The 21179-nt window shown below is 44.1% G+C and carries 17 protein-coding genes and 1 pseudogene; 8 read left to right on the forward strand and 10 right to left on the reverse strand.

Features of this window, described 5'->3' with window-relative positions:
* Positions 1-21 precede the first annotated feature (21 nt).
* A complete protein-coding gene (locus tag OO778_RS06375) occupies positions 22-1377 on the forward strand; it encodes a cache domain-containing protein (RefSeq protein ID WP_012841643.1) in 1356 nt (451 codons plus the stop codon).
* Positions 1370-2008, forward strand: coding sequence for a response regulator transcription factor (locus OO778_RS06380; RefSeq protein ID WP_005394727.1), 639 nt, complete (start codon positions 1370-1372; stop codon positions 2006-2008). Before OO778_RS06375 ends, OO778_RS06380 begins: the two co-directional genes overlap by 8 nt.
* Positions 2009-2048: 40 nt before the next feature.
* On the opposite strand, the gene OO778_RS06385 is transcribed toward OO778_RS06380, so the two are convergent.
* Positions 2049-2525 carry a MarR family transcriptional regulator gene (locus OO778_RS06385; protein WP_031780419.1) on the reverse strand — a complete coding sequence of 159 codons (477 nt, stop codon included), beginning with the start codon at positions 2523-2525 and terminating at the stop codon, positions 2049-2051.
* A gap of 387 nt (positions 2526-2912) precedes the next feature.
* On the opposite strand from OO778_RS06385, the gene OO778_RS06390 reads away from it, so the two are divergent.
* On the forward strand, positions 2913-4484 hold the full coding sequence (locus OO778_RS06390) for a BCCT family transporter (protein ID WP_005394723.1): 1572 nt from the start codon (positions 2913-2915) through the stop codon (positions 4482-4484).
* A gap of 231 nt (positions 4485-4715) precedes the next feature.
* A complete protein-coding gene (locus tag OO778_RS06395; RefSeq protein ID WP_012841645.1) occupies positions 4716-6599 on the forward strand; it encodes a methyl-accepting chemotaxis protein in 1884 nt (627 codons plus the stop codon).
* Between the two features lie 70 nt (positions 6600-6669).
* Here the strand turns inward: OO778_RS06395 and OO778_RS06400 are convergent, their stop codons facing one another.
* Positions 6670-7389 carry a 3'-5' exonuclease gene (locus OO778_RS06400; RefSeq protein ID WP_006741431.1) on the reverse strand — a complete coding sequence of 240 codons (720 nt, stop codon included), beginning with the start codon at positions 7387-7389 and terminating at the stop codon, positions 6670-6672.
* Positions 7390-7397: 8 nt separating this feature from the next.
* Entirely contained in the window at positions 7398-9287 is a 1890-nt protein-coding gene (locus OO778_RS06405) for a DUF294 nucleotidyltransferase-like domain-containing protein (protein ID WP_005396868.1), read from the reverse strand.
* Positions 9288-9605: 318 nt separating this feature from the next.
* On the opposite strand from OO778_RS06405, the gene OO778_RS06410 reads away from it, so the two are divergent.
* Complete coding sequence (locus tag OO778_RS06410; RefSeq protein WP_053808923.1) at positions 9606-10247, forward strand: outer membrane beta-barrel protein; 642 nt, start codon at positions 9606-9608, stop codon at positions 10245-10247.
* A gap of 82 nt (positions 10248-10329) precedes the next feature.
* Here the strand turns inward: OO778_RS06410 and OO778_RS06415 are convergent, their stop codons facing one another.
* The 3 genes from OO778_RS06415 to OO778_RS06425 all read right to left on the reverse strand — a co-directional run bounded on the left by OO778_RS06415 (position 10330) and on the right by OO778_RS06425 (position 12640).
* Complete coding sequence (locus OO778_RS06415) at positions 10330-11520, reverse strand: amino acid aminotransferase (protein ID WP_012841647.1); 1191 nt, start codon at positions 11518-11520, stop codon at positions 10330-10332.
* Positions 11521-11864: 344 nt separating this feature from the next.
* Positions 11865-12164 (reverse strand): hypothetical protein, encoded by a 300-nt coding sequence (locus tag OO778_RS06420; protein WP_005396873.1) that lies wholly within the window; start codon positions 12162-12164, stop codon positions 11865-11867.
* Positions 12165-12409: 245 nt separating this feature from the next.
* Positions 12410-12640, reverse strand: coding sequence for a hypothetical protein (locus OO778_RS06425; protein WP_005396877.1), 231 nt, complete (start codon positions 12638-12640; stop codon positions 12410-12412).
* Between the two features lie 259 nt (positions 12641-12899).
* Here OO778_RS06425 and OO778_RS06430 point away from each other — a divergent pair, with 259 nt between their 5' ends.
* Positions 12900-14321, forward strand: a complete 1422-nt coding sequence (locus OO778_RS06430; RefSeq protein WP_264911065.1) for a PLP-dependent aminotransferase family protein — start codon at positions 12900-12902, stop codon at positions 14319-14321.
* Between the two features lie 106 nt (positions 14322-14427).
* The gene (locus OO778_RS06435) at positions 14428-14646 is read left to right on the forward strand and encodes a hypothetical protein (RefSeq protein WP_012841649.1); all 219 of its coding nucleotides are present in this window, start codon (positions 14428-14430) and stop codon (positions 14644-14646) included.
* 101 nt (positions 14647-14747) lie between these two features.
* Here the strand turns inward: OO778_RS06435 and asnS are convergent, their stop codons facing one another.
* Positions 14748-16148, reverse strand: coding sequence for an asparagine--tRNA ligase (gene asnS / locus OO778_RS06440; protein WP_046876186.1), 1401 nt, complete (start codon positions 16146-16148; stop codon positions 14748-14750).
* A gap of 188 nt (positions 16149-16336) precedes the next feature.
* Positions 16337-17962 carry a methyl-accepting chemotaxis protein gene (locus OO778_RS06445; RefSeq protein ID WP_104969582.1) on the reverse strand — a complete coding sequence of 542 codons (1626 nt, stop codon included), beginning with the start codon at positions 17960-17962 and terminating at the stop codon, positions 16337-16339.
* A 292-nt stretch (positions 17963-18254) separates the two neighbouring features.
* Here OO778_RS06445 and queD point away from each other — a divergent pair, with 292 nt between their 5' ends.
* Complete coding sequence (gene queD / locus OO778_RS06450; protein ID WP_104969581.1) at positions 18255-18617, forward strand: 6-carboxytetrahydropterin synthase QueD; 363 nt, start codon at positions 18255-18257, stop codon at positions 18615-18617.
* Between the two features lie 90 nt (positions 18618-18707).
* On the opposite strand, the gene OO778_RS06455 is transcribed toward queD, so the two are convergent.
* Together OO778_RS06455 and OO778_RS06460 are read right to left on the reverse strand one after the other, a co-directional pair.
* Positions 18708-19175: a GNAT family N-acetyltransferase gene (locus OO778_RS06455; protein WP_005396898.1), complete on the reverse strand. Its 468-nt coding sequence runs from the start codon at positions 19173-19175 to the stop codon at positions 18708-18710.
* Positions 19176-19269: 94 nt separating this feature from the next.
* Positions 19270-20986: pseudogene (locus tag OO778_RS06460) on the reverse strand (EAL domain-containing protein).
* Positions 20987-21179 lie beyond the last annotated feature (193 nt).

The following is a 21179-nucleotide window of genomic DNA, read 5'->3' on the forward strand; positions in this document are numbered from 1 at the left end:
AGCGTTTCATGGAGGAAAGGGATGCCTCTCAAAGCAAAGTTAATTCTGCTGACATTGATACCCGTGGTATTGGTGTCAGCGAGTATCAGTTGGATTTCTATCTATCAAACCAAGACTCTTGGCAAAAGGGAGGTAGAGATCTTTCATCAAAACCTGATCCAATCAAAAGAGGCGGCGCTCAAAGACACGGTCGACGTCGCCTTTGACTCCATTTCTTATATTTACAACGATCCAACCTTAGAAGAGGGCGTTGCTAAAACACGCGTGAAAGCGATTTTAAACCGTTTAAGCTACGGAGCAGACGGTTACTTTTTTGCTTACGATAAATACGGCACCAACCTTGTACATCCTGTTCTTCCAGAGCTAGTCGGGGAGAACTTACTCTATCTTGAAGACGAGAATGGCGATCGTCTAATCGAAGCTTTGTTGTATCAAGCTCAATCAGGTGGTGGATTTCATCAGTACCTGTGGCAAAAGCCATCTACGGGTGAGGTCGTCCCAAAGCTTAGCTACGCCGCATGGCTCGATAAGTGGGAATGGATGATAGGGACAGGGCTCTATATTGAGGACGTCAGTCAAGAAGTCGCCAATATGCGTGCTGCGGTGAACAAAAATATCGAAACGACTTTTTTCTCGGTCGTCGTGATCTTAGCGGTGACCGTTGCTGTAATTATCGTTCTCACTTTAGCGATCAATCTGCATGAACACCGTCTTGCCGATAAAAACCTTAAAGAGTTGGCACATAAAACCGTCATGTTTCAAGAGGATGAGAAAAAGCATCTAGCGAGAGAGTTGCATGATGGAATCAACCAGTTGTTAGTTTCTAGTAAATGTCATTTGGATTTAATGAGTCATAGACTGGAAGACGAAAAACTCAAATCCCACTTAGATAAATCGCAACGCTCATTGGTCACCGCGATAAATGAAGTAAGGCATATTTCTCATCAACTTCGCCCTAGCGCCCTTGATGATATCGGCTTAGAGGCGGCACTGACCACTTTACTGCAAGACTTTCACTCTCACTCTGGGATTGATATAGAAAGTAATTTTGATACTCAGCAGTACAAACTGACGTCGGAAGTCGCGACGACCTTGTATCGTGTTGCTCAAGAGTCTTTGAACAATATCGAAAAACACGCAAGAGCGAAAAAAGTGACGGTTACTTTGCAAAAAATGGGCAATATGCTGCAATTACTCATACGTGACGACGGTGTTGGCTTTGTGGTTAACCAAGCAGTGCACCAACAAGGGATTGGGTTAAGGAACATGCAAGAGCGTGTAGAGTTCATTGGTGGTGAGTTTGAACTGATGAGTGAGCTTGGTTTAGGAACAGAGATTACCGTGCTGCTTAATTTGGATGAATTAGTTTATGGATAAACCGATTAGTGTGGTGATTGTGGATGATCATCAAGTGGTCTTAGATGGCTTCATGGCTCGCTTGGAGTTAGAGCCTGACATTGAAGTGGTCGGTACGGCAAGCAATGGGTTGGAAGCGATTGAAGTCGCAAAGCACCTTCAGCCTGATGTCATCTTGATGGACATTAGCATGCCGATAATGAACGGTATTGAAGCGACTGGGGTAATTAAAGAAGAGCGACCGGAGAGCAAAATACTTATGCTGACCATGCACGATAACCGTGAATACATCATGAAGGTCATGCAAGCTGGCGCGGTAGGGTACATGCTCAAGGAAATCTCGGCCGAGAAAATGGTGCAAGCAATAAAAACGGTGAATCAAGGTTCAACGTATTTCTGTGAGTCTGTCACACAAACGCTTTTTACCCAAGAGGTGGTGCCAGCCACTCAAAAAACGAATCCACTCAGCCGAAGGGAAGAGGCGGTGCTTAAATTAGTCGCTCAAGGAAACAGCAGTAAGAAAATCGCCACACTACTTAACATTAGCTACCGAACGGTAGAAACGCATCGCCATAACATTAAGCACAAGTTGGATTTACATTCGACGGCAGAGCTAGCGAAATATGCGTTTGAAACAGGGTTAACTGAGTAGGAGAGTAGTGCCCGCAAAAAGCGAGCACGTGAGAGCGAAATTAATCGACTTTTGTAATGCTGCCAAGCTCTAGCATTGGAGCGACATCGATATCCTCTGCATTCATCATTGTTGAGATGCGTTGAACGGAAGATAGCAGCAGAGACTGCTCCCATTCTTCCAATTTTTGGAATCGATTAATGAAGTGTTCCTGCAATGGCGTTGGTGCTTGCTTTAAGGCTTCTTGGCCTTTGCTCGTAAGTACAGCATGCACTTTACGCTTGTCTTGAACACTGCGTTGACGCTCAACAAACTGGCCTCGTTCTAGTCTATCTAGAATGGTCGTTGCGGTCGCTTGGCTCATGTTAGTGTGGCTAGACAACTGTTTAATCGTTACGTTATCTAACTCATTGATAGCACGCATCAAAATCAACTGTGGAGCGGTCAATCCAGACTCTTTGCTCAGCTTTTTAGAATGTAAATCAATAGCGCGGATGATCTGACGAATCGAGACCAATACTTCTTCGTACTTTTCCAATTTATTCATCCAGTCTGTAGGGAACATTTATCGAGGCGACACTAACTTAAATGCGCCCTTATTTAAAGGGGTGGAATCAAAAATTACCACTACAATTTTAAGTAGTGTCTCCAATTTCATTTTGTCGCGTCGTGTAGACAAAATAAGAAGACCTAAAATTATTATAGCAATAAATGTTTGTGGTCTAACTATTGCGCTAGTGGTTTATCCTTTTAAAGGCGGAAATTGCTGAGTGAAAAGTAAGTTATTGGATTTTTTCATAGCAAAAAGATAGACAAAAACGTGTCAAATGATAGGATCTTGCGCCTTCACGGAATGTAAAACGTATCGTGTTCGAAAGATTTTTTTGTTTGGTACGTAAAAACAGTACAAAAATAGAGAGGAACGATGACAAAGGGTATAGATAAGTACAGTATCGATAGTACCGACTATACGGTAGGTCAAGACAACGTTCAAAAATGGGGTTTTGATGTTCATAACCCAGTTTTTGGTATTAGTGCAGGTTTAATTGCGCTGTTTCTTGTCGCTGCATTAGTTCTAGATGCACATACCGCAAAGACGGCACTTGATGGGCTGAAATGGAAGATCATTGGTTCATTCGATTGGTTGTTCATTATTGCAGGTAATATTTTCGTTATTTTCTGTTTGGCACTTATCGTTTCGCCAATGGGTAAAATCCGCCTAGGTGGTAAAGACGCTGTTGCCGATTACTCGTTCATGTCATGGCTTGCAATGCTATTTGCGGCTGGTATGGGTATCGGTTTAATGTTCTGGAGTGTCGCAGAACCTGTCGCTTACTTCACTGGTTGGTATGAAACGCCACTCGGTGTTGAAGCAAATACACCAGAAGCAGCGAGATTGGCACTGGGTGCGACGATGTTCCACTGGGGTCTTCACCCATGGGCAATTTACGGTGTTGTAGCACTTTCTTTAGCATTCTTTGCCTACAACAAAGGATTACCGCTGTCTATGCGCTCGATCTTCTACCCACTTCTGGGTGATCGCGCGTGGGGCTGGGCTGGTCATATCGTGGATATCTTGGCCGTTCTTGCGACCTTGTTTGGTCTTGCAACGTCACTGGGCTTAGGTGCACAACAAGCGGCAAGTGGTATTCATCACGTATTTGGTGTTGAGCCAGGCCTGGGCCTACAAATCGTTGTCATTACCGTTGTAACTTTGCTTGCTGTTGTTTCAGTCGTACGTGGTATTGATGGTGGCGTTAAGGTCATTAGTAACATCAACATGGTTGTGGCGTTCTTGCTACTGATTCTTGTTGGTCTTATCGGTTGGGCGGCGAGTCTAGGTTCGATTCCAACCACACTTATGGCATACGTAGAGAATATTATTCCGCTAAGTAACCCGTTTGGTCGTACAGATGAAGCATGGTTCCAAGGCTGGACAGTATTCTACTGGGCTTGGTGGATTTCATGGTCACCATTCGTAGGTATGTTCATTGCGCGTGTTTCTCGCGGTCGTACCGTTCGCGAATTCATTACAGCCGTTCTATTGGTTCCAACCGCTGTTACGGTTGTTTGGATGTCAGTATTTGGTGGTCTAGCGATCGAGCAAGTTGTTGATAAAGTAGGTGAGTTGGGCACGAATGGTTTGACTGACGTTTCACTTGCTATGTTCCAAATGTTCGATGTTCTTCCATTTGGTAGCATGCTTTCAATCATTGCTGTTGTGTTGGTACTTGTGTTCTTCATCACGTCTTCTGACTCTGGTTCACTTGTTATCGACAGCATCACAGCGGGCGGTAAAGTCGACGCTCCTGTACTTCAACGTGTTTTCTGGGCATTTATGGAAGGTGCAATTGCGGTTGCTCTACTGTGGATTGGTGGCTCAGAAGCGGTTCAAGCGCTTCAGGCAGGTGCAATTTCTACGGCACTACCGTTTACCTTCATTCTGCTTGCAATGTGTGTGAGCTTATTGATGGGTATGAGAACAGAACGTCAATAACTCAGGCATTTTATAAATCTGTCTGAGTAACAAGTAATCAAAAGGCCAGCATTTTTGCTGGCTTTTTTTGTGCGGTTTTTATGACGGTGAGACAAAAAAATGACACATGAAAGTTCATATTTTACAAAGAGTTAATGTGCTATTTTGTTTTTTAAAAATTAGTGAATAGTCGTGAAAAAGTGTGTAATATTCACACACCTTAACTGTTCTCCCAACTCAAAAACTATAAATATGAAATTATCATTAAAACAAAAGCTTATTGGCGCAAGCCTTTCTGCTGTTGTTGTGATGGCAACAGCACTTACTTGGTTGTCGGCTGGTCAATTATTTGATCAGACTCGTTCAGGTGTCTATTCACGTGCGCAAAGTCTAAGTACTACTGCGTCAGAAGGAATTTCTGATTGGGTCAATATCCGTAAAGATATTGCTACCGCATTCAACGACTACTCGACAGAGCAAGACGTTGTCCCTTTCCTACAACAAGCTCGCAAGGCTGGTGGCTTTGATGACATCTTCCTTGGTACACCAAACGGTGATATGTATCGCTCTCACCCTGAGCGTAACCGTGCTGATTACGACCCTCGTACTCGCCCTTGGTACAAAGATGCTAACGCTGCAGGTAAGCAGATCATCACAGCAGCATATCAAGATGCAATCACTAACGCGCTGCTTGTAACCATTGCTGAGCCAGTAATGAAAAATGGTCAGTTTGTTGGTGTTGTTGGTGCAGATGTACTGATCGATCAGCTCATCAGCGATGTGATTAACCTAGATGCAGGTGAAAATGCGCATGCGATGTTAATCGATATGAACGAAGGTACGTTCCTAGCGCATCCAGATAAAAGCTTAACGCTTAAGCCTATCACCAGTGTTCTAAAAGACTTTTCAGAAGAGGCAATCGAGCGCGCTGCAGATGAAGGTCGTATCGAAGATACGGTAATCAAAGGCAAAGAGAAGCTTTACTACTTTAATAAAGTACCTGGCACGCATTGGATGTTCGCGATTGAAATGGATCGCGCAACGGAAGAAGCAGGGCATGCGGTATTGCTACGTGACCTATTGATCACTGCAGTGATGATCACCATTGTGGTTATTCTTGCGGTATCTTGGTTGGTTGGTTTCTTGTTCCGTGACTTGAGCCGCGTATCAAATGCACTTGAGGAAATTGCATCTGGTGAAGGTGACTTAACGCAACGACTAGAACCACGCAGTGATGATGAAGTCGGTAAACTGGCTGAAAACTTCAACCGCTTTGTTGGCAACATGCACACGATGGTGACCAAGCTTAGCCACGTATCATCTGCGCTTTCAGAGCAAGCACGCACGACGGCACAGCAAGCTGAAGAGCGCAGTCAGCGTATCTCTTACCAGCAAGATGAGATCAACATGGTTGCGACGGCTGTGAACGAAATGGCAGCAGCGACACAAGAAATTGCAGGTAATGCAGATAGCACGGCAAGTAACTCAGAGGAAGCGGTTCAAGCTTGTTCACACGGTTCTAGCCAAGTGACTCAGACGCAAGGTTCTATCCAGAACTTAGCGCAAGAAGTTCAAGTTGCCACTGATGTGATTCAAGAGCTAGAAGCACACGGAAATAGCATCAATACGATTCTATCAACGATTCAAGGTATTGCTGAGCAAACTAACCTACTTGCACTTAACGCGGCAATTGAAGCGGCACGTGCAGGTGAACAAGGCCGTGGCTTTGCTGTGGTTGCGGATGAAGTTCGCGTATTGAGCCAACGCACTCATGCTTCAACGCAAGAGATTCAAGAAACTATCGAGATGCTACAGGGCACAACAGCGAAAGCGGTTGGCATCATGGGTGATAGCCGTCGTCTGGCTGACACCAGTGTTGATGATGCAAACGCGGCAGCAGCGAGCCTGACGCAAATCCATACTGCTGTTGAGCGCATCAGTGACATGGCAACGCAGATTGCATCGGCGGCAGAAGAGCAAGCATCGGTAACAACCGAGATCACGCGTAATACTGAAGGCATTCGTGACGTTTCTAACGAGCTGTCGGTAGAAGCTCATCAAGCAGCAGAACAAGCTGCCCACCTATCTGAGCTTTCACACGAATTAGAGCAAGAGATTCAACGCTTTAAGCTGTAATCGGATACCGACCTAAATAAAAAGGAGCCATTTGGCTCCTTTTTTGATCGCTTATTAATCTAGCAAGACGTTATAGCCAGAACTCACTGATCGGTTGCTCTTCGCTATAATGATGGGCGATTTGCGCTTGTAGCAGTTCTGCCGTAGCAATTGCATCGGTTAATGCATGGTGAGGGGTATAGTCTGGCAGACCATAACGGCGTCGAGATTGCGCTAGCCGAACCGATTCTGGCTTTTTCCCTTTTAAACGCTCCCAGAGTGAGCCAGAGCGTTTCTGTTGAATGGTTTCTTCAAGATGCAGCGTATCTATCACTGGAAACTCAATTCCTTCCCCTAATCGGCTTTTGAGTGCTTTATCCAGAAATTCTCTCTCGATACGACGATAATGCACAACAATGATTTTTCCGCTTAAGCATGGTAGTAGCTCGCTTAAGATGTCACCCAAGTCAGGTGCATCGATCAATTCACTGTGAGTAATACCATGTATGATTACCGAGTCTTCATCGAGTGCTCGCTGCGGGCGAACTTTCCAATGACGCGAATTGCGTAAAAAAATCCGCTTCAAGTTAAACGGCACTAAACCAATGGTAATGATGTCATGTTTCTCGGGATTCAACCCCGTCGTTTCGAAATCTAGCGCGACGAACTCCACCTCAGACAGGGGGGTCTCTGGTGCAGGTGGTTTATTGCTATAGAACGCAATTAAATTTTCATCTTTAGCCATCTCCAACTTGTGTTCAAATTTCGCTGGCCACTGAATGGTTGGCTTCTGAAAGAGCTTTTTGATCATGTTCAACCTCACTTAAAGCTCTTATTCGCTTGGTAGCGGAACTTAAGGAAGTTCTGACCATTGCTTAGGATTTGGAAAGCATCTTTTAGGTTGCGACGTTCAAACTCAGAGAGGTTTTCCGGTTCGATATTGTTATCAGGATCAATGCCTAGTTCCACATCCGTCGCTTGGTGACGAATACGCACCATGGAAATAAACTCTAACGCGTCTTTTAAGTCTTGTGCTCGACCTTTTGGCAAAATGCCAGCATCAATGATGTCGTCGAGACGCTCAAACGAGTTCTGTGCACGTGAACCAACCGCCAGAGAGTGAACGCGAATTAAGTCGACCAGAGGAGCCGTACCACGACGTTTGAGGTTGATGGAGTTGTTGTGTCTGCCATCTTTCTCCATCACAAAGTCTTTAAAGAAGCCAAGTGGCGGCGTTCGGTTAAGTGCGTTGCGAGCCAGACAGGCTAAGAAGCGATTGTTTTTACGCGCACGACGAACAATAAAGCTGGTTAATTGTTCTGCCCATTTTAAGCGACCGTAAACGCCATCCAAATCGAAAAAGATGGACGCGTTGAGTAGCGCTTTCGGGTTCGGGTTATCAATCCAGTCAGCGAAGCACTCTTCCCACTCTGAACGAGTCATGCGCCATAATGGGTTGGTTGCCATAATATCGCCCGTACAATACTTGTAGCCACAGGCATCTAATCCATCACTGACGTACTTTGCTAAAGCTTCGAAGTACTTACCATGTTTCTCTTCTTGGTAGGTCTCATCTAGAATGATGGCGTTATCTTGGTCAGTCACCAACAGTTGCTCATCACGTCCCATTGAGCCAAGTGCAAGGAAACAATAAGGAATTGGTGGTGGGCCAAGCTCTTCTTCAGCCATTTCTAACAGACGTTGTTTGAAGCTTCGACCAATTACGGACATCGCACTGCCCACCATGTGTGAGTTGGCATCTTCGTTGACCAGGCGTACAAAGCTGCTTTTTACTTCTTCAGCAACAACTGCCAAATCTTCGATGGTCTGCTGTTGGAAAATGCTGCTCACCAATAAGAGCGAGTTTTGTGATTCATAACGAACAATGTCGGTTGTTTCGATAATACCAATAGGCAATTGATTTTTAACCACAGGTAGATGATGCACGTTGTAACGCAGCATGGTTAACATTGCTTCATAGATGTAGGCATTGTGATCAAGAGACATGACTTCAGTGGTCATCACACTTGATACATCGTCCTGTGGAGACAAGCCTTCGGCTAACACACGGGTACACAAGTCACGGTCAGTAATAATACCAAGTACCGGAGACTGTGGGTCATCTTCGTCACGAACGAAATCTGGATCGACGATAAGTAGAGCAGATACGTTGTCATTCGCCATCTGCTGCGCGGCTTGCTGGATTGTCTGTCCACGATCAATCGTATGAGCATCGCCAGTCAGCAAGGTTTTCACTTTCGATGTCGTCAGGTCATTGGCATCTTTGTTTTCTGAAATAGCTTGGCGTAAACGAGCACTATTTTCCACTTCGACAAAGTCTGCAAAGGAATCAAAGTTGTCGTATATCTCTTGGAAAACGTCACCAGGAATACAGTAGAGCAGAGTATCTTCAATGGCTTTTACCGGAAAGCGTACTTTGTTGTTGGTTAGCATTCCCATCTGGCCAAATAGGTCACCTTCATCAAGACGGTTATAAAGCTCTCCTTTGCGTCGATAAACTTCTACGACCCCGCTTCGCACCACGTAGAGATCTTGGATATAGTCTCCAAAATGGATGATTGGGGTATCTTCTCGGTAGTACGAGATCTCGACACTCTCTGTCACCTTGTTTAGTGTTTCTTCAGGGAGTTCATTGAACGGGGGGTACTTGGCGAGAAAGTTATAAATCTCGAGAAGTTCTGCATCCATCGAAGGTGCCTTTTAGTTCGCAAATAATAAAGTAATCTTAACTTAGTTTTAAAACAGAGTCTTATCTGAACCGTGATTTTCGTACTCAGTCATAAGATTCTGACATATCGCACGATAAGGAATCGGCATTTCTACTACTATATAGTCACTTAAAAGGTGAGCGGACGTGGTCGACATATTTTGGGCCAATGCTTGATTTAGAGGCATAGCAGATTTCAAATCGTTACCGCGTCTGTAAACTAAGTTATTCTTGTTGAACTAAGCCACTCAAGGTGATTTTGGGGCGGTGTTTAAATAATTCTCATGAAAGGAAGTCGAATGGTGAGAAGTTTATTGCTTGCGTCTTTAGCTGCTTTGCCAGCAGCAACTAGCGCGGCGGTCATGGACCAAGCAGAAAAATTTGGGTATGAACACATTCACCTGGATGTGGGTGCCGGAACCACAAATGAAGAGTGGTTAGATAATTCGAACGCGACCACAATTGGGCTCGGTGGTAATTACTTATTTACTGAGAACTGGTTGTTTAATGTCGATTACTCGGCGCAGTTTTTCCATCCGGACGACTTTACTCTTCGCATTGACCGTTTGTTGTTTGGTGGTGGTTATCGTTATGGGATTACGGATCAATTCGATATCTACGGTAAATATGGAATAGGTGCAATCAAAGCGAAAGCGACGGACGACAAAACGGATAATACGTTATCTTCAGATAGTGAACTGCTTCAAGCCGTCACCATTGGGGTGAATTACTTATTCAGTGAAAAACTTATTGCGACGGCCGAGGTGGAAGTTAACCGCAGTGATATCGTCGATGAGAACAATTTTAAGATAGGTTTTAACTACCAATGGCATGATGTTATTGGTACTGGTCTTTTTTATCAGTTTAGAGATACCGATTACAGCGGTGAGAGTTCTGATTATGTCAATGAAGTGGGGCTGAGTTTGAAGTTTGTCTACTAGCGGACAGGTTCATTTATTGGCAATAAATAAAAAAGGTCAGCTTATGCTGACCTTTCCTTTTAATAAAGTATGCGACTATCGATTATAAAACCGCTGCAATGCCTTTACATAGAGGACCCATATTTGACTTCGTCATACCAGCAACACTGATTCGGCCTGAACCGACGATGTAAATACCGAACTCTTCTTTCAGACGGTTTACTTGCTCTTTAGATAGGCCAGAGAAAGAGAACATACCATTTTGACGTTCGATGAAGCTAAAGTCTGCGTCCACACCTTCTGATTTTAGTGTCGCTACAAATAGTTCACGCATCTCTTGGATACGGTCACGCATTTCTGCTACTTCAGCTTCCCATTCCGCACGCATTTCGGCGTTGCCAAGAATGTGAGTCACGACCGCGCTGCCGTGCGCAGGTGGGTTAGAGTAGATAGAGCGAATAATGGCTTTAACTTGCGAAAATGCGGTTGTTGCGACTTCTTCTGATTCCGCTACTAACGTGAAGGCACCAACGCGTTCGTTGTATAGGCCAAAGTTTTTCGAGAACGAGCTCGCGACTAGGATTTCTTTGTTGTACTTAGCAAAAGTACGAAGACCCGCTGCATCCTCTTCCACGCCTTTAGCAAAGCCTTGGTATGCGAAGTCAAATAGAGGAAGCAATTTCTTCTCTGCGACTAGTTTCGCCAATGTTTCCCATTCTTCAGCAGTTGGGTCGATACCTGTAGGGTTGTGGCAGCAGCCGTGTAGAAGCACGATGTCACCTTCAGACGCAGATTGCAGATCGTTTAGCATTGCATCGAAGTCTTTGTCTTTTGTTTCTGCGTTGTAGTAGCTGTATTGTGCCGTTTCGATACCAGCGGCAGTAAATACGCCGTTGTGGTTTGCCCAAGTAGGATTGCTGATCCAGATTTTTACATCGCCAAGTTGGCGTTTAATGAACTCACCAGCAACACGTAATGCACCAGTACCACCTGGAGCTTGAGCTGTTTTAGCGCGTTTTTCGTTTACAATTTCTGCATCAGAGCCGAAAAGCAGTTTTTGTACTGCAATGCCGTACTCAGCTGTGCCTTCGATAGTTAGGTAAGATTTGGTTTTTTCAGTTTCAACAAGCGCTGCTTCAGCTTTCTTTACTGTTGCAAGAACGGGGGTTTCGCCTTGCTCGTTTTTGTAAATACCTACGCCAAGGTTAATTTTGTCTGCGCGAGTATCTTTTTTAAACTCTTCAGTAAGGCCAAGAATAGGGTCAGCCGGAGCGGCAACTACTTTTTCAAACATAATCTTCATCCATGTTAATCGAAGGGGTGTGCTAACATTTATACCTTTCAGCAATATTGGTTACAACCGTTACTGAAAAGAAAACCTAAAAAAGTTGCGATTTGAAACAGAATTCTAACATAACTAAAGTTTTTGCCATGAAAACGTTTGGTAGGCACAGAGTTTGAAGGGGATTTATACCATGGTTGATGAAGTTTTGTTCACGTACCAATCGTTTGACTTTAGTGCTTTGCGTTAGTGCTTTGCATTAGTGATTTACGTGGAGTGGCGGTTACTCGTTGAGACAAAAACGCCCCACTAAAGGTGGAGCGTTTGCTTGTAAGAAGTATAGATGTCGGCTGATGTTATTTCTTCAGATCGATTTCAGACTCAACCGCATTGGTTTCGATGTCTGGGTTAGAAGAAAGCTTCTCAGTCGCCCAGTCGTTCATATGCTTTAAGATTGCTTTTAACGCGTGCTTCTCTGTTGGGACTTCCGCTTTTTCGACTTCAAGCTTTTGTTTCGGGTGTGTGCCCGTCGCATCTTCCGCTACGTGTAGCCAATCTGGGTGCCAATAATAAGGTTGGCCGGAAGGTGAACTCCAAGAATGTACGCCGTTGGATTCACCTTTGTATTTAATGTCTTCTTCGTTGTATTTCGCCATTATTGTTTTCTCTCATAATCCATGAGTTGAGGTGTGCATCACCATTACTATCTAAATGTAACAGATGTAATGAAAATTAATGTGATAACTATCGACTTATTTTGTCATTCGATAGCTACAGACGATGCGTACTTCTCATTCAGAAGAATTTACTATTTGGCAGGTTTTGGCTTTATCTGCGTTTAAAGCATACGACGATGGATTCGCCTGCCTAACGCTATTCTTGAACGGTGATAGAGCCTAAACTACTCGTCATTCAAGTGTTTGAGAATCGCCGCTTTTGCATGCTCTTCTGTCGCTGCTTCTCCGTCAGGGACTTCAAGGTCAGCCTTTTTGTGTTCACCCAAAGCATCTTCAGCGATATGCAACCAATCAGGATGCCAGTAATAAGGGGTTGTGCCGCCAGGATGGTCCCAGCTATGTACACCTTTATGTTTCCCGCGATAAGAGAGATCGTCCATTGTAAATACTTTCATCGCTTCCTCCCGGCTTAAAAGATAGATGTCTAAGTGGATTTAACACTCTCAGCTCCTTGGAATGCCTTGCTTTTCGGACAAGGCAAAGATTTAAGACCACTCGGACGTATCAGTAAAAGTATGGAACATAAATTCTCACTTCGTCGTCGAAATTGCTATTAACAAGCTTGATAAATTACGTTGCTAAATTGACTACTGCCATATCAGAATGCTGGCGCGAAGTATGCTATGGTGCGGCTGCAAGTGAAATGAGGGATACATGAATCGATACCGTCAATTGGCCGAATTGTTTAAGGCACAAATTCAGCAAGATACTTGGAGAGCAGGGGAGAAGCTGCCTTCAATACGCGTCACCAGCCGCAATCATTCCGTAAGTGCAGGTACGGTATTACAAGCCTATCAATTGCTAGAGGCGCAAGGCTGGGTGATAGCAAAGCCTCAATCTGGTTACTATGTGACTGCCGATCTTGAACGTCTCACCAATACGAATGGAATTAAAAGCAACAATACACCATGCACCAAGTTGAATGATGAGTTGTATTCGTTTTTGAAGCACCAAGCAACATCGGATGTTGTTCATTTAGGCTCGGCGTTTCCGGATCCGTGTTTGTTTCCTTTGGAGTCGCTTAACCGTAATTTGGCCAGCTCGGGACGAAAAATGGGGCCGGATAAGTTGCTAGACAACCTACCTCCTGGTGCTGAGTCGTTAAGGCGACTCGTCGCTCAGAGGTATATTCATCATGGGATATCACTAACCCATGATGATGTGGTTATTACTTCCGGTGCGCTAGAAGCATTGAACTTGAGTTTGCAAGCGGTCACCCGACCAGGTGATACCGTCGTTGTCGAATCCCCAACGTTTTATGGCGCACTTCAAGCAGTAGAACGGTTGGGGCTCAAGGCTATAGAAATCAGTGTCGATGATGAGAGTGGGCATTCGCTTGAGCAAATCGAAGCAGCCTTTGCCAATGAAGACGTTCGGGCTTGTTGGTTAATGACGAACTTTCATAATCCAACCGGAGCTTCTTTGTCTGATGAACACAAACGATACATTGTTGAGTTAGCCAATCGATATGATGTGTATCTCATCGAAGACGATGTGTACTCTGAGCTGTATTTTTCTGACAAAAGGCCGAACTCATTGAAGACCTTTGATGAGCAAGAGCGTGTCCTTCATTGTGGTTCTTTTTCTAAGAGTTTATGCCCTGGATATCGCTTGGGTTGGGTGGTGAATAAGCGTTTTAACGAGACTATTCAAAAGCTCCAGTTAATATCGACATTATCTGGGAGTGCCCCTATTCAGCAGGGGGTTGCACATTACTTACAAAACGACAGTTACGACAACCACCTGAGAAAGCTGCGTAAGACACTGCAACACCGTCAAGCTGACTTCGTGGATTTACTCGCAAAGCACATACCTAAAGAGGTTACCTATCAACGTCCTGATGGTGGTTACTTTCTTTGGCTGAAATTGCCAGATGGAATATCAAGTAAAGCGGTATATCAAGCACTATTGTCTGAGCATGTTACCGTCGCTTATGGCAAACTCTTTTCGATAAGTGATCAATACGAAAACTATTTAAGACTGAATACATCGCTTCCTTTAGAAACGAGTTTAGAACGTGCTATCAAAAGGTTAGGTGATTTGCTTCGCGAATTACTCAGAATTGAAACTCATTAAACTGCTTAGTGTTTTTTTGCTCCAACTGTATCAGCGCCATTTTTGCAAATTGTGCTTCAATCATTATTCAGGTCGACAGACTTTGGACGATTAAGCAGGATTTAAGATGAAAAAGCAGTTGGTTAAACATGAGTTAAGGTTAATCGCCGTTGCTATTTTTAGTGCGTTTTTACTGGTATTTGCGCATCTCATTTTGGCGAAGTCTTTCTCTCATATGGCATGGACAGAGTACACCGCGGCCGTGATCCCTTTCGTAATGTTTGGCTTATGTATTGTGGGCGTAAAGTACGCTGAAAAAGCGGACAGAGATAAGGAAGAAGACTAACTCAAGCTTGAGTTGCTTGGCAGATAGTATTGACGGTTGAGCACAAAATAAAAGACCTCCACTAGGGAGGTCTTTTCTAATTCTGTCTCACTAAAAAGTGATTAGAAGTTCGCAGAGCGAGGCGTACGTGGGAATGGGATCACGTCACGAACGTTGCCCATGCCTGTTACGTAAGATACTAGACGCTCAAAGCCTAGACCAAAGCCTGCGTGTGGCACTGTGCCGTAACGACGTAAGTCGCGGTACCAGCTCATGTGCTCAGGGTCGATACCCATTTCGCGCATACGTGCATCCAGTACGTCTAGACGCTCTTCACGCTGAGAACCACCGATGATTTCACCGATGCCAGGTGCTAGAACGTCCATTGCCGCTACCGTCTTACCATCATCGTTCATACGCATGTAGAATGCTTTGATGTCTTTCGGGTAGTTCTTAACGATTACCGGCGCTTTGAAGTGCTCTTCCGCTAGGAAACGCTCGTGCTCAGATGACATATCGATACCCCACTCAACTGGGAATTCGAACTCACGGCCAGAATCCAGCAGGATTTGGATCGCGTCAGTGTAGTCAACTTGTGCGAAGTCAGAAGAAACAAAGTTCTCTAGACGGCTAACGGCTTCTTTGTCGATGCGCTGAGCAAAGAACTCAAGGTCATCGCGACGCTCTTCAAGTACTGCTTTGAATACGTACTTAAGCATGTCTTCAGCCAGTTTCGCAACGTCGTCCAGTTCTGCAAACGCAACTTCAGGCTCAACCATCCAGAACTCTGCTAGGTGGCGGCTTGTGTTTGAGTTTTCAGCACGGAAAGTTGGGCCGAAAGTGTAAACCTTGCTTAGTGCACAAGCGTAAGCTTCCGCGTTTAACTGACCAGATACCGTAAGGAAAGTTTCTTTACCGAAGAAGTCTTCGTTGTAGTCTACTTTGCCAGCGTCTGTACGAGGTAGGTTTTCCATATCTAGCGTAGATACACGGAACATTTCACCTGCACCTTCAGCATCTGAAGCTGTAATTAGTGGTGCAGATACCCAGAAGTAACCTTGCTCGTGGTAGAAGCGGTGGATCGCTTGAGATAGGCAGTTACGTACACGAGCTACCGCACCGATTACGTTTGTTCGCGGACGTAGGTGCGCAACTTCACGTAGGTACTCGATAGAGTGACGAGTTTTTGCCATCGGGTAAGTTTCAGCGTCTTCAACCCAGCCAACCACTTTAACGCCAGTGGCAGCAAGTTCGAAGTCTTGGCCCTTTGCAGGAGATTCAACAATCTTACCAGTTACTTCAACAGAGCAGCCAGTCGTTAGCTTTAGTACTTCGTCTTCGTAATTATTAAGATTATTTGGGACCACGGCCTGAATCGGGTCGAAACAAGAGCCGTCATATATGGCAAGGAAAGAGATTCCAGCTTTGGAATCACGACGTGAACGGATCCAGCCACGAACAGTCACTTCGCTGTCTACTGCTAGCTGACCTTTCAATACGTCTGATACAGGCGCGTAAGTCATGTTTTCAATATTCTCCATTGAGGTAAAAATTCAACCCAACACTTATTAAAGTGCTTGTCTAATAACATTTTTGTTCAAAAAACAAGCTAAGTGCTGAGTTGGGTAGCATTTTACAGATTCAACGAGACATATTACCTGTCAATTCGCTCGCATCAACCTTTATATTCATTTTGATGGGGAGAATCTCTCTATTTATTCACTCTTTGATGCTCTGAAAGTGTGAATTGGTTAAGTAATTGCTCTAAACGTTCGGATAGATGCTCTAAATCAACACTAATATCACGCGTGTGCGATGCTGATTGCGATGTGTCGTCAGCATGCAGTGTGATCACATCAATTTTGGATTGAATACGCTGACTGACGTCGGATGTAGTTTGCGTCTGGCTTTGAATGTTTTCCGCATGTTTCAGAACTTGATGCATTTCATCGACAACGTTATGCATCGTGACTGAAAGTGTCTCGACATCGACTGAACGTTGGTGAGCAAACTGGCAGACAGTATCCACAGAGGCTAAGGACTCTTCACTCCCTTGCTGGAATTGAGAAATGATATGCTCAATGTTGCCCGTGGCTTCGGCGGTCCGAGAAGCTAGGTTACGCACTTCCTCCGCGACGACGGCAAAACCGCGTCCTTGCTCTCCGGCTCGGGCGGCTTCAATTGCAGCATTCAACGCGAGTAGGTTGGTTTGTTCTGCAATGCCTTTAATGACCCCAAGAATGGACGACACTTCTTCGGTTCTTTGGTTTAACGAACTGATTTTCTCCCGCACGCCGTCAATATTGCTCACCAAGTGTTTGATGTCTTCGCTCACGGTGTGTGCTTGGCTTGCGCTGTGAGTGGCAACATCAACGGTATGGTTGACTAGAGCTGTGGCGTTATTGGTCGAGTCTTCAACGGCGGTTTGTTGTTGCAACATGTCGGTGATGTTGCTTTGTACGTCACTGGTTTCCAATTGTTGATTATTGGCCGCTTTGTCTGTTGATTGTGCAACATCCGTTAACTGACTGGCTGAATTGGCAAGAGAGTGGGAGGTGTCTTGTACACGCTCTAAACTCTCAGATACCGTGTCCATAAACGAATTAATCGCGGTAGAAAGTTGGCCTACCTCATCTTTTTGGTGATGAACAAGTCGTTGAGATAGATCTTTACTATGGCTCACATTCGCCATGAATTGCGACGTTTTTTGTATTGGGCGAACAATGATCTTGCGAATCAAACTCATCGTTATAATAAAACCAACAAACGCAATAACGGCCATTATTCCCATCGCAAACATTGCCTGTTTATTGATCATTGAATTGACGTGGTTCATGTTGTATTCCAAACGAATCGCGCCCAATACTTCGCCTTCTGGTGCTACATGGCAAGAAACGCAGTTGGTGCCACGATAATTTTCGCTTGATTTCATTGGTAGCGCGACAACCAGTCCGTTCCCCCAATCGGCTGAAATTGGCTCAATGACCAGTTCGCCATTTAAAGCTCGTTGGTCAATATCATCGACCGGTTGTTGGTTTGCTTGACCTGGTCCGTAAAGCTTGGTGACGGTATCGGCCCGTAACACGCGAACTTCTTCAATCCCTTCTTGAGCGAGTGCTTTTTTTCGCAAAGTTTCTTTTTGCGACATGGTGCCTGTTAGCATCATCATGTTTAGGCTATCGAAGTAATTACTAGCCTTATCATGAAGTTGTTCACTGAGAACATCATTGATTAAGGTTTTTTGTTGATGGTATTGATAAGCCGTAGAGGCAGCCAGAACACAGCTGAAGACGGCAATTAACGCGAGCAAGAGCTTAAAAGTGATAGTTGAGCGCATAAATTTATAAGTGTAATTGGAACGAACTGCACAATCTTAATGTGCACAAATGCGCACTGCGAACAACGAAATGAATGATTGTGACCCCACTCATGTTGGGGATATGTAATTGTGATGTGAGTGCTGTGTAATCAAATGTTTGGCGCATGACAGAAATACGACGTTCAGGACAAAGGTTTAATTATTTTCGCTGAGAACAAACGGCGTTTTGCTACGCTTGTATTGAGTAGCACTTGTCTGTTGGCAGTGAATTCCTTAGTATTGCGTGTCTTTTTAAAGCCTGAGAATCAAGATGAAAACAGAATTGTACAAAGAGTTTATGTTCGAAGCGGCACATCACTTGCCACATGTACCTGAAGGCCATAAGTGTGGTCGTTTGCATGGACACTCTTTCTTAGTTCGTCTTTATGTAGAAGGTGAGGTAGACCCACAAACTGGTTGGGTAGTGGATTTCGCTGAAATCAAAGCGGCATTCAAACCAATTTATAATCGTTTAGACCATTATTACCTGAACGACATTGAAGGGTTGGAGAATCCGACGAGCGAAGTGCTAGCAAAATGGATTTGGCAACAGCTTAAGCCAAGTTTACCGTTGCTAAGCAAAGTAGAAATCAAAGAAACGTGCACAGCCGGTTGTATTTACAAAGGTGAATAAGTCACTTTTTATTGAGCATTGAAGACAAAGGCAAGCCATGAGCTTGCCTTTGTTGTATCTGGATATTCCCTATTTTTTATACTTTTCTTGCTAGCTCAGTGGATGACGTAAAATCCACTCTTTTTCGTTCTCACCAAACGTTGTTTTCTCTGTATTGATGAATCCACATGCATCAAGAAAACTGATAGCGTATTGCTGACTCTGTGGCACAGTGACGCAAAGAGAGGTGCTTTCAGGGTCAATGGTATACGCGTAAACGAACAGTTTGCGTAACGCTTCACTCCCAACCCCTTGGCGTTGGAAACGTTGATCAACCATCAAGTACTTGAGCCCCAGTTCGTGCCTTTTGGCAAAGGGCGCATGTTGGGAGAAGCCTTTATCTATAACAAGATAGCCAACTAATAGATCGTCAGAATAAATCGTAAAGAACGCTTCAGACTTATTGCGTTTTTGATAAGCCACTTCAAACGGCGTAGAAAATCCTTTCTGCTCTTCCTGCACATCCAATTGCATCAAACTCGAAAAATCTTTCAGTTTGGTGGGTTTAATAGCAATCATCGTTCAACCACAAATTGGCGGCATATCCTCATGCCGCCACGAACTTTAATAGAGTATTCCCTCTAGTTTAAGTAACTCACGAGGTTAAGAAAAGCTAGAAATGCAGAGGATAATAATAACCTTGGTGAATATAGGCACCTAATGTTGTGAGTAAGTGAGCGCTATCGGCGGTTTCTACGCCTTCAACAATGACTGTACAGCGATACGTATTTCCCATGGCGATTAACTGACGCAACGTTTCCACTTTCTTATCGTCCGACTTTAAACCAATCACAAATTCCCGATCTATTTTCAAATAATCTGGATTGATTTTACTGATGAGCGACACGTTGTTGTTGCCAGTGCCAAAATCATCGATACTGATTTTACAATCCAGTGCTTTTAGTTTCGCGACATTGCCATAAATCTCGGAGGTATAGTACATCGATGCATTTTCCGTGATTTCAATCGTCAGCAAACGACAATCTCGGTTAGATAGTTCTCTGTGTAGGATTGAAAAGTTGCGTCCTCGCAGCAAAGAAGGACAAACATTAATGCTGATAGGAATAGGCAAGGCTTTGTGCTTAGTATAGATGGACTCTATCACCAGTAAGGTATGAGTTAGGAGCAGCCCATTGCGGATCAGTGTCTCAATAAATCGTTGCGTATTTTTTACCTTAAACCGCGAGAGCGCTTCGTAATGCACAATCTTTTGCGCTGAAGTGTCATAAATCGGCTCCAGTTTGATTTTAAATTGTCGAATTGCGCACAAATAAGCCATAAAGGTTTGTAGGGAGCGATGACGCAGTATTATTAGAAACAGCAAGCTTAATAAAATGATGCTTTGAAACGGTCCAGAGATGTAATACACCTCTTTATAGCCGCTGTTCTTAACGTGATAGTTGAAAAAGCGTTCATTGGTGTTACCAATTTCTAAAGAGGTCCCTGTATTGGTTGATAGCTTCATGCCGGAAAGAAAAAAACGCGAAATATGATTTTCAACGTTGTCGGATAAGTTAATGTTTTTGACACGAACCAAAACGGTTGCGTTATTCAAGTCAAATGATTGGGTCGTATAATTGCTATTATAACTCCACTCTTCAAATGCTTTTTTGCTGACAGGGACAACGGTTTCGGGGGGTGACTAAACACCGGATATTGAAACGGTCCAGCATCATGCTCGATTCCACCAGCTTTACATTATCAAAGAGCGACTTCAATTCTCTTTCATCAGCAAAGCAGCTCTTTTGGGAAAGGTTTTCTGCAATTTCGAAGGCGTTATCAAGATAATTATGTTTCACAATGCTGTTTATCGCGTAATAACAGATGGCAAAGAAAATGATCGCTGTGCTCAAGACGACCCACAGCGTATCTGAATAGATCTTTTTATTACGCAGACAAATACGAAGGGCTTTGCCAAGGCTGTTTGTTGTGTATTGATTGATCTTGTGTTGATGGTCGATGCCATTCTGATGGTTGTTTTGCATAGTAAAAGGGATGAAGTATCCGGTCCGGTGAATATTTTCGATAATATTTTTTTTTGTGGTTACGTGTTCTTCCGTGAGCTTGCGAAATTTCTTTCTTAGAGCGGCCACCGCGTTTTTAAAGCCATTTTCAGGCAGTGTCATTTTGTATTGTTGAGTGATTTTGCTTTCTATCAATCGCTGGCTAATTGGCGTATTTAAGCTGCCGTATTTGGCGATGGTTGACAGAATGGCGTACTCATTTGGGTTGACAGGAATGGAGTGGTGGAGTGATTGATTGAGCTCTAAAGATATTTCGTTTTCGGACAAGCAAACGCAGATTTGGTTTCCAATTTCAAACCTAATCATGTGTTGGTGTGCTCCAAGTTTAATTTTTGGCTACGTTATCAATAAAGCTAGGAGAGGGATGTGATTTTTTACGGGGATATCCATAATATTTGGATATATTCAAGGTTTTAGGTTTTTTTATGCTGGGCGTAGCAACCCATTATTCATAGTTAATGAGGTATAAAAAACCCGAGCAGAGGCTCGGGTTTCGTCG

Source organism: Vibrio sp. STUT-A16 (genome assembly GCF_026000495.1).
GTDB classification, from domain to species: domain Bacteria; phylum Pseudomonadota; class Gammaproteobacteria; order Enterobacterales; family Vibrionaceae; genus Vibrio; species Vibrio diabolicus.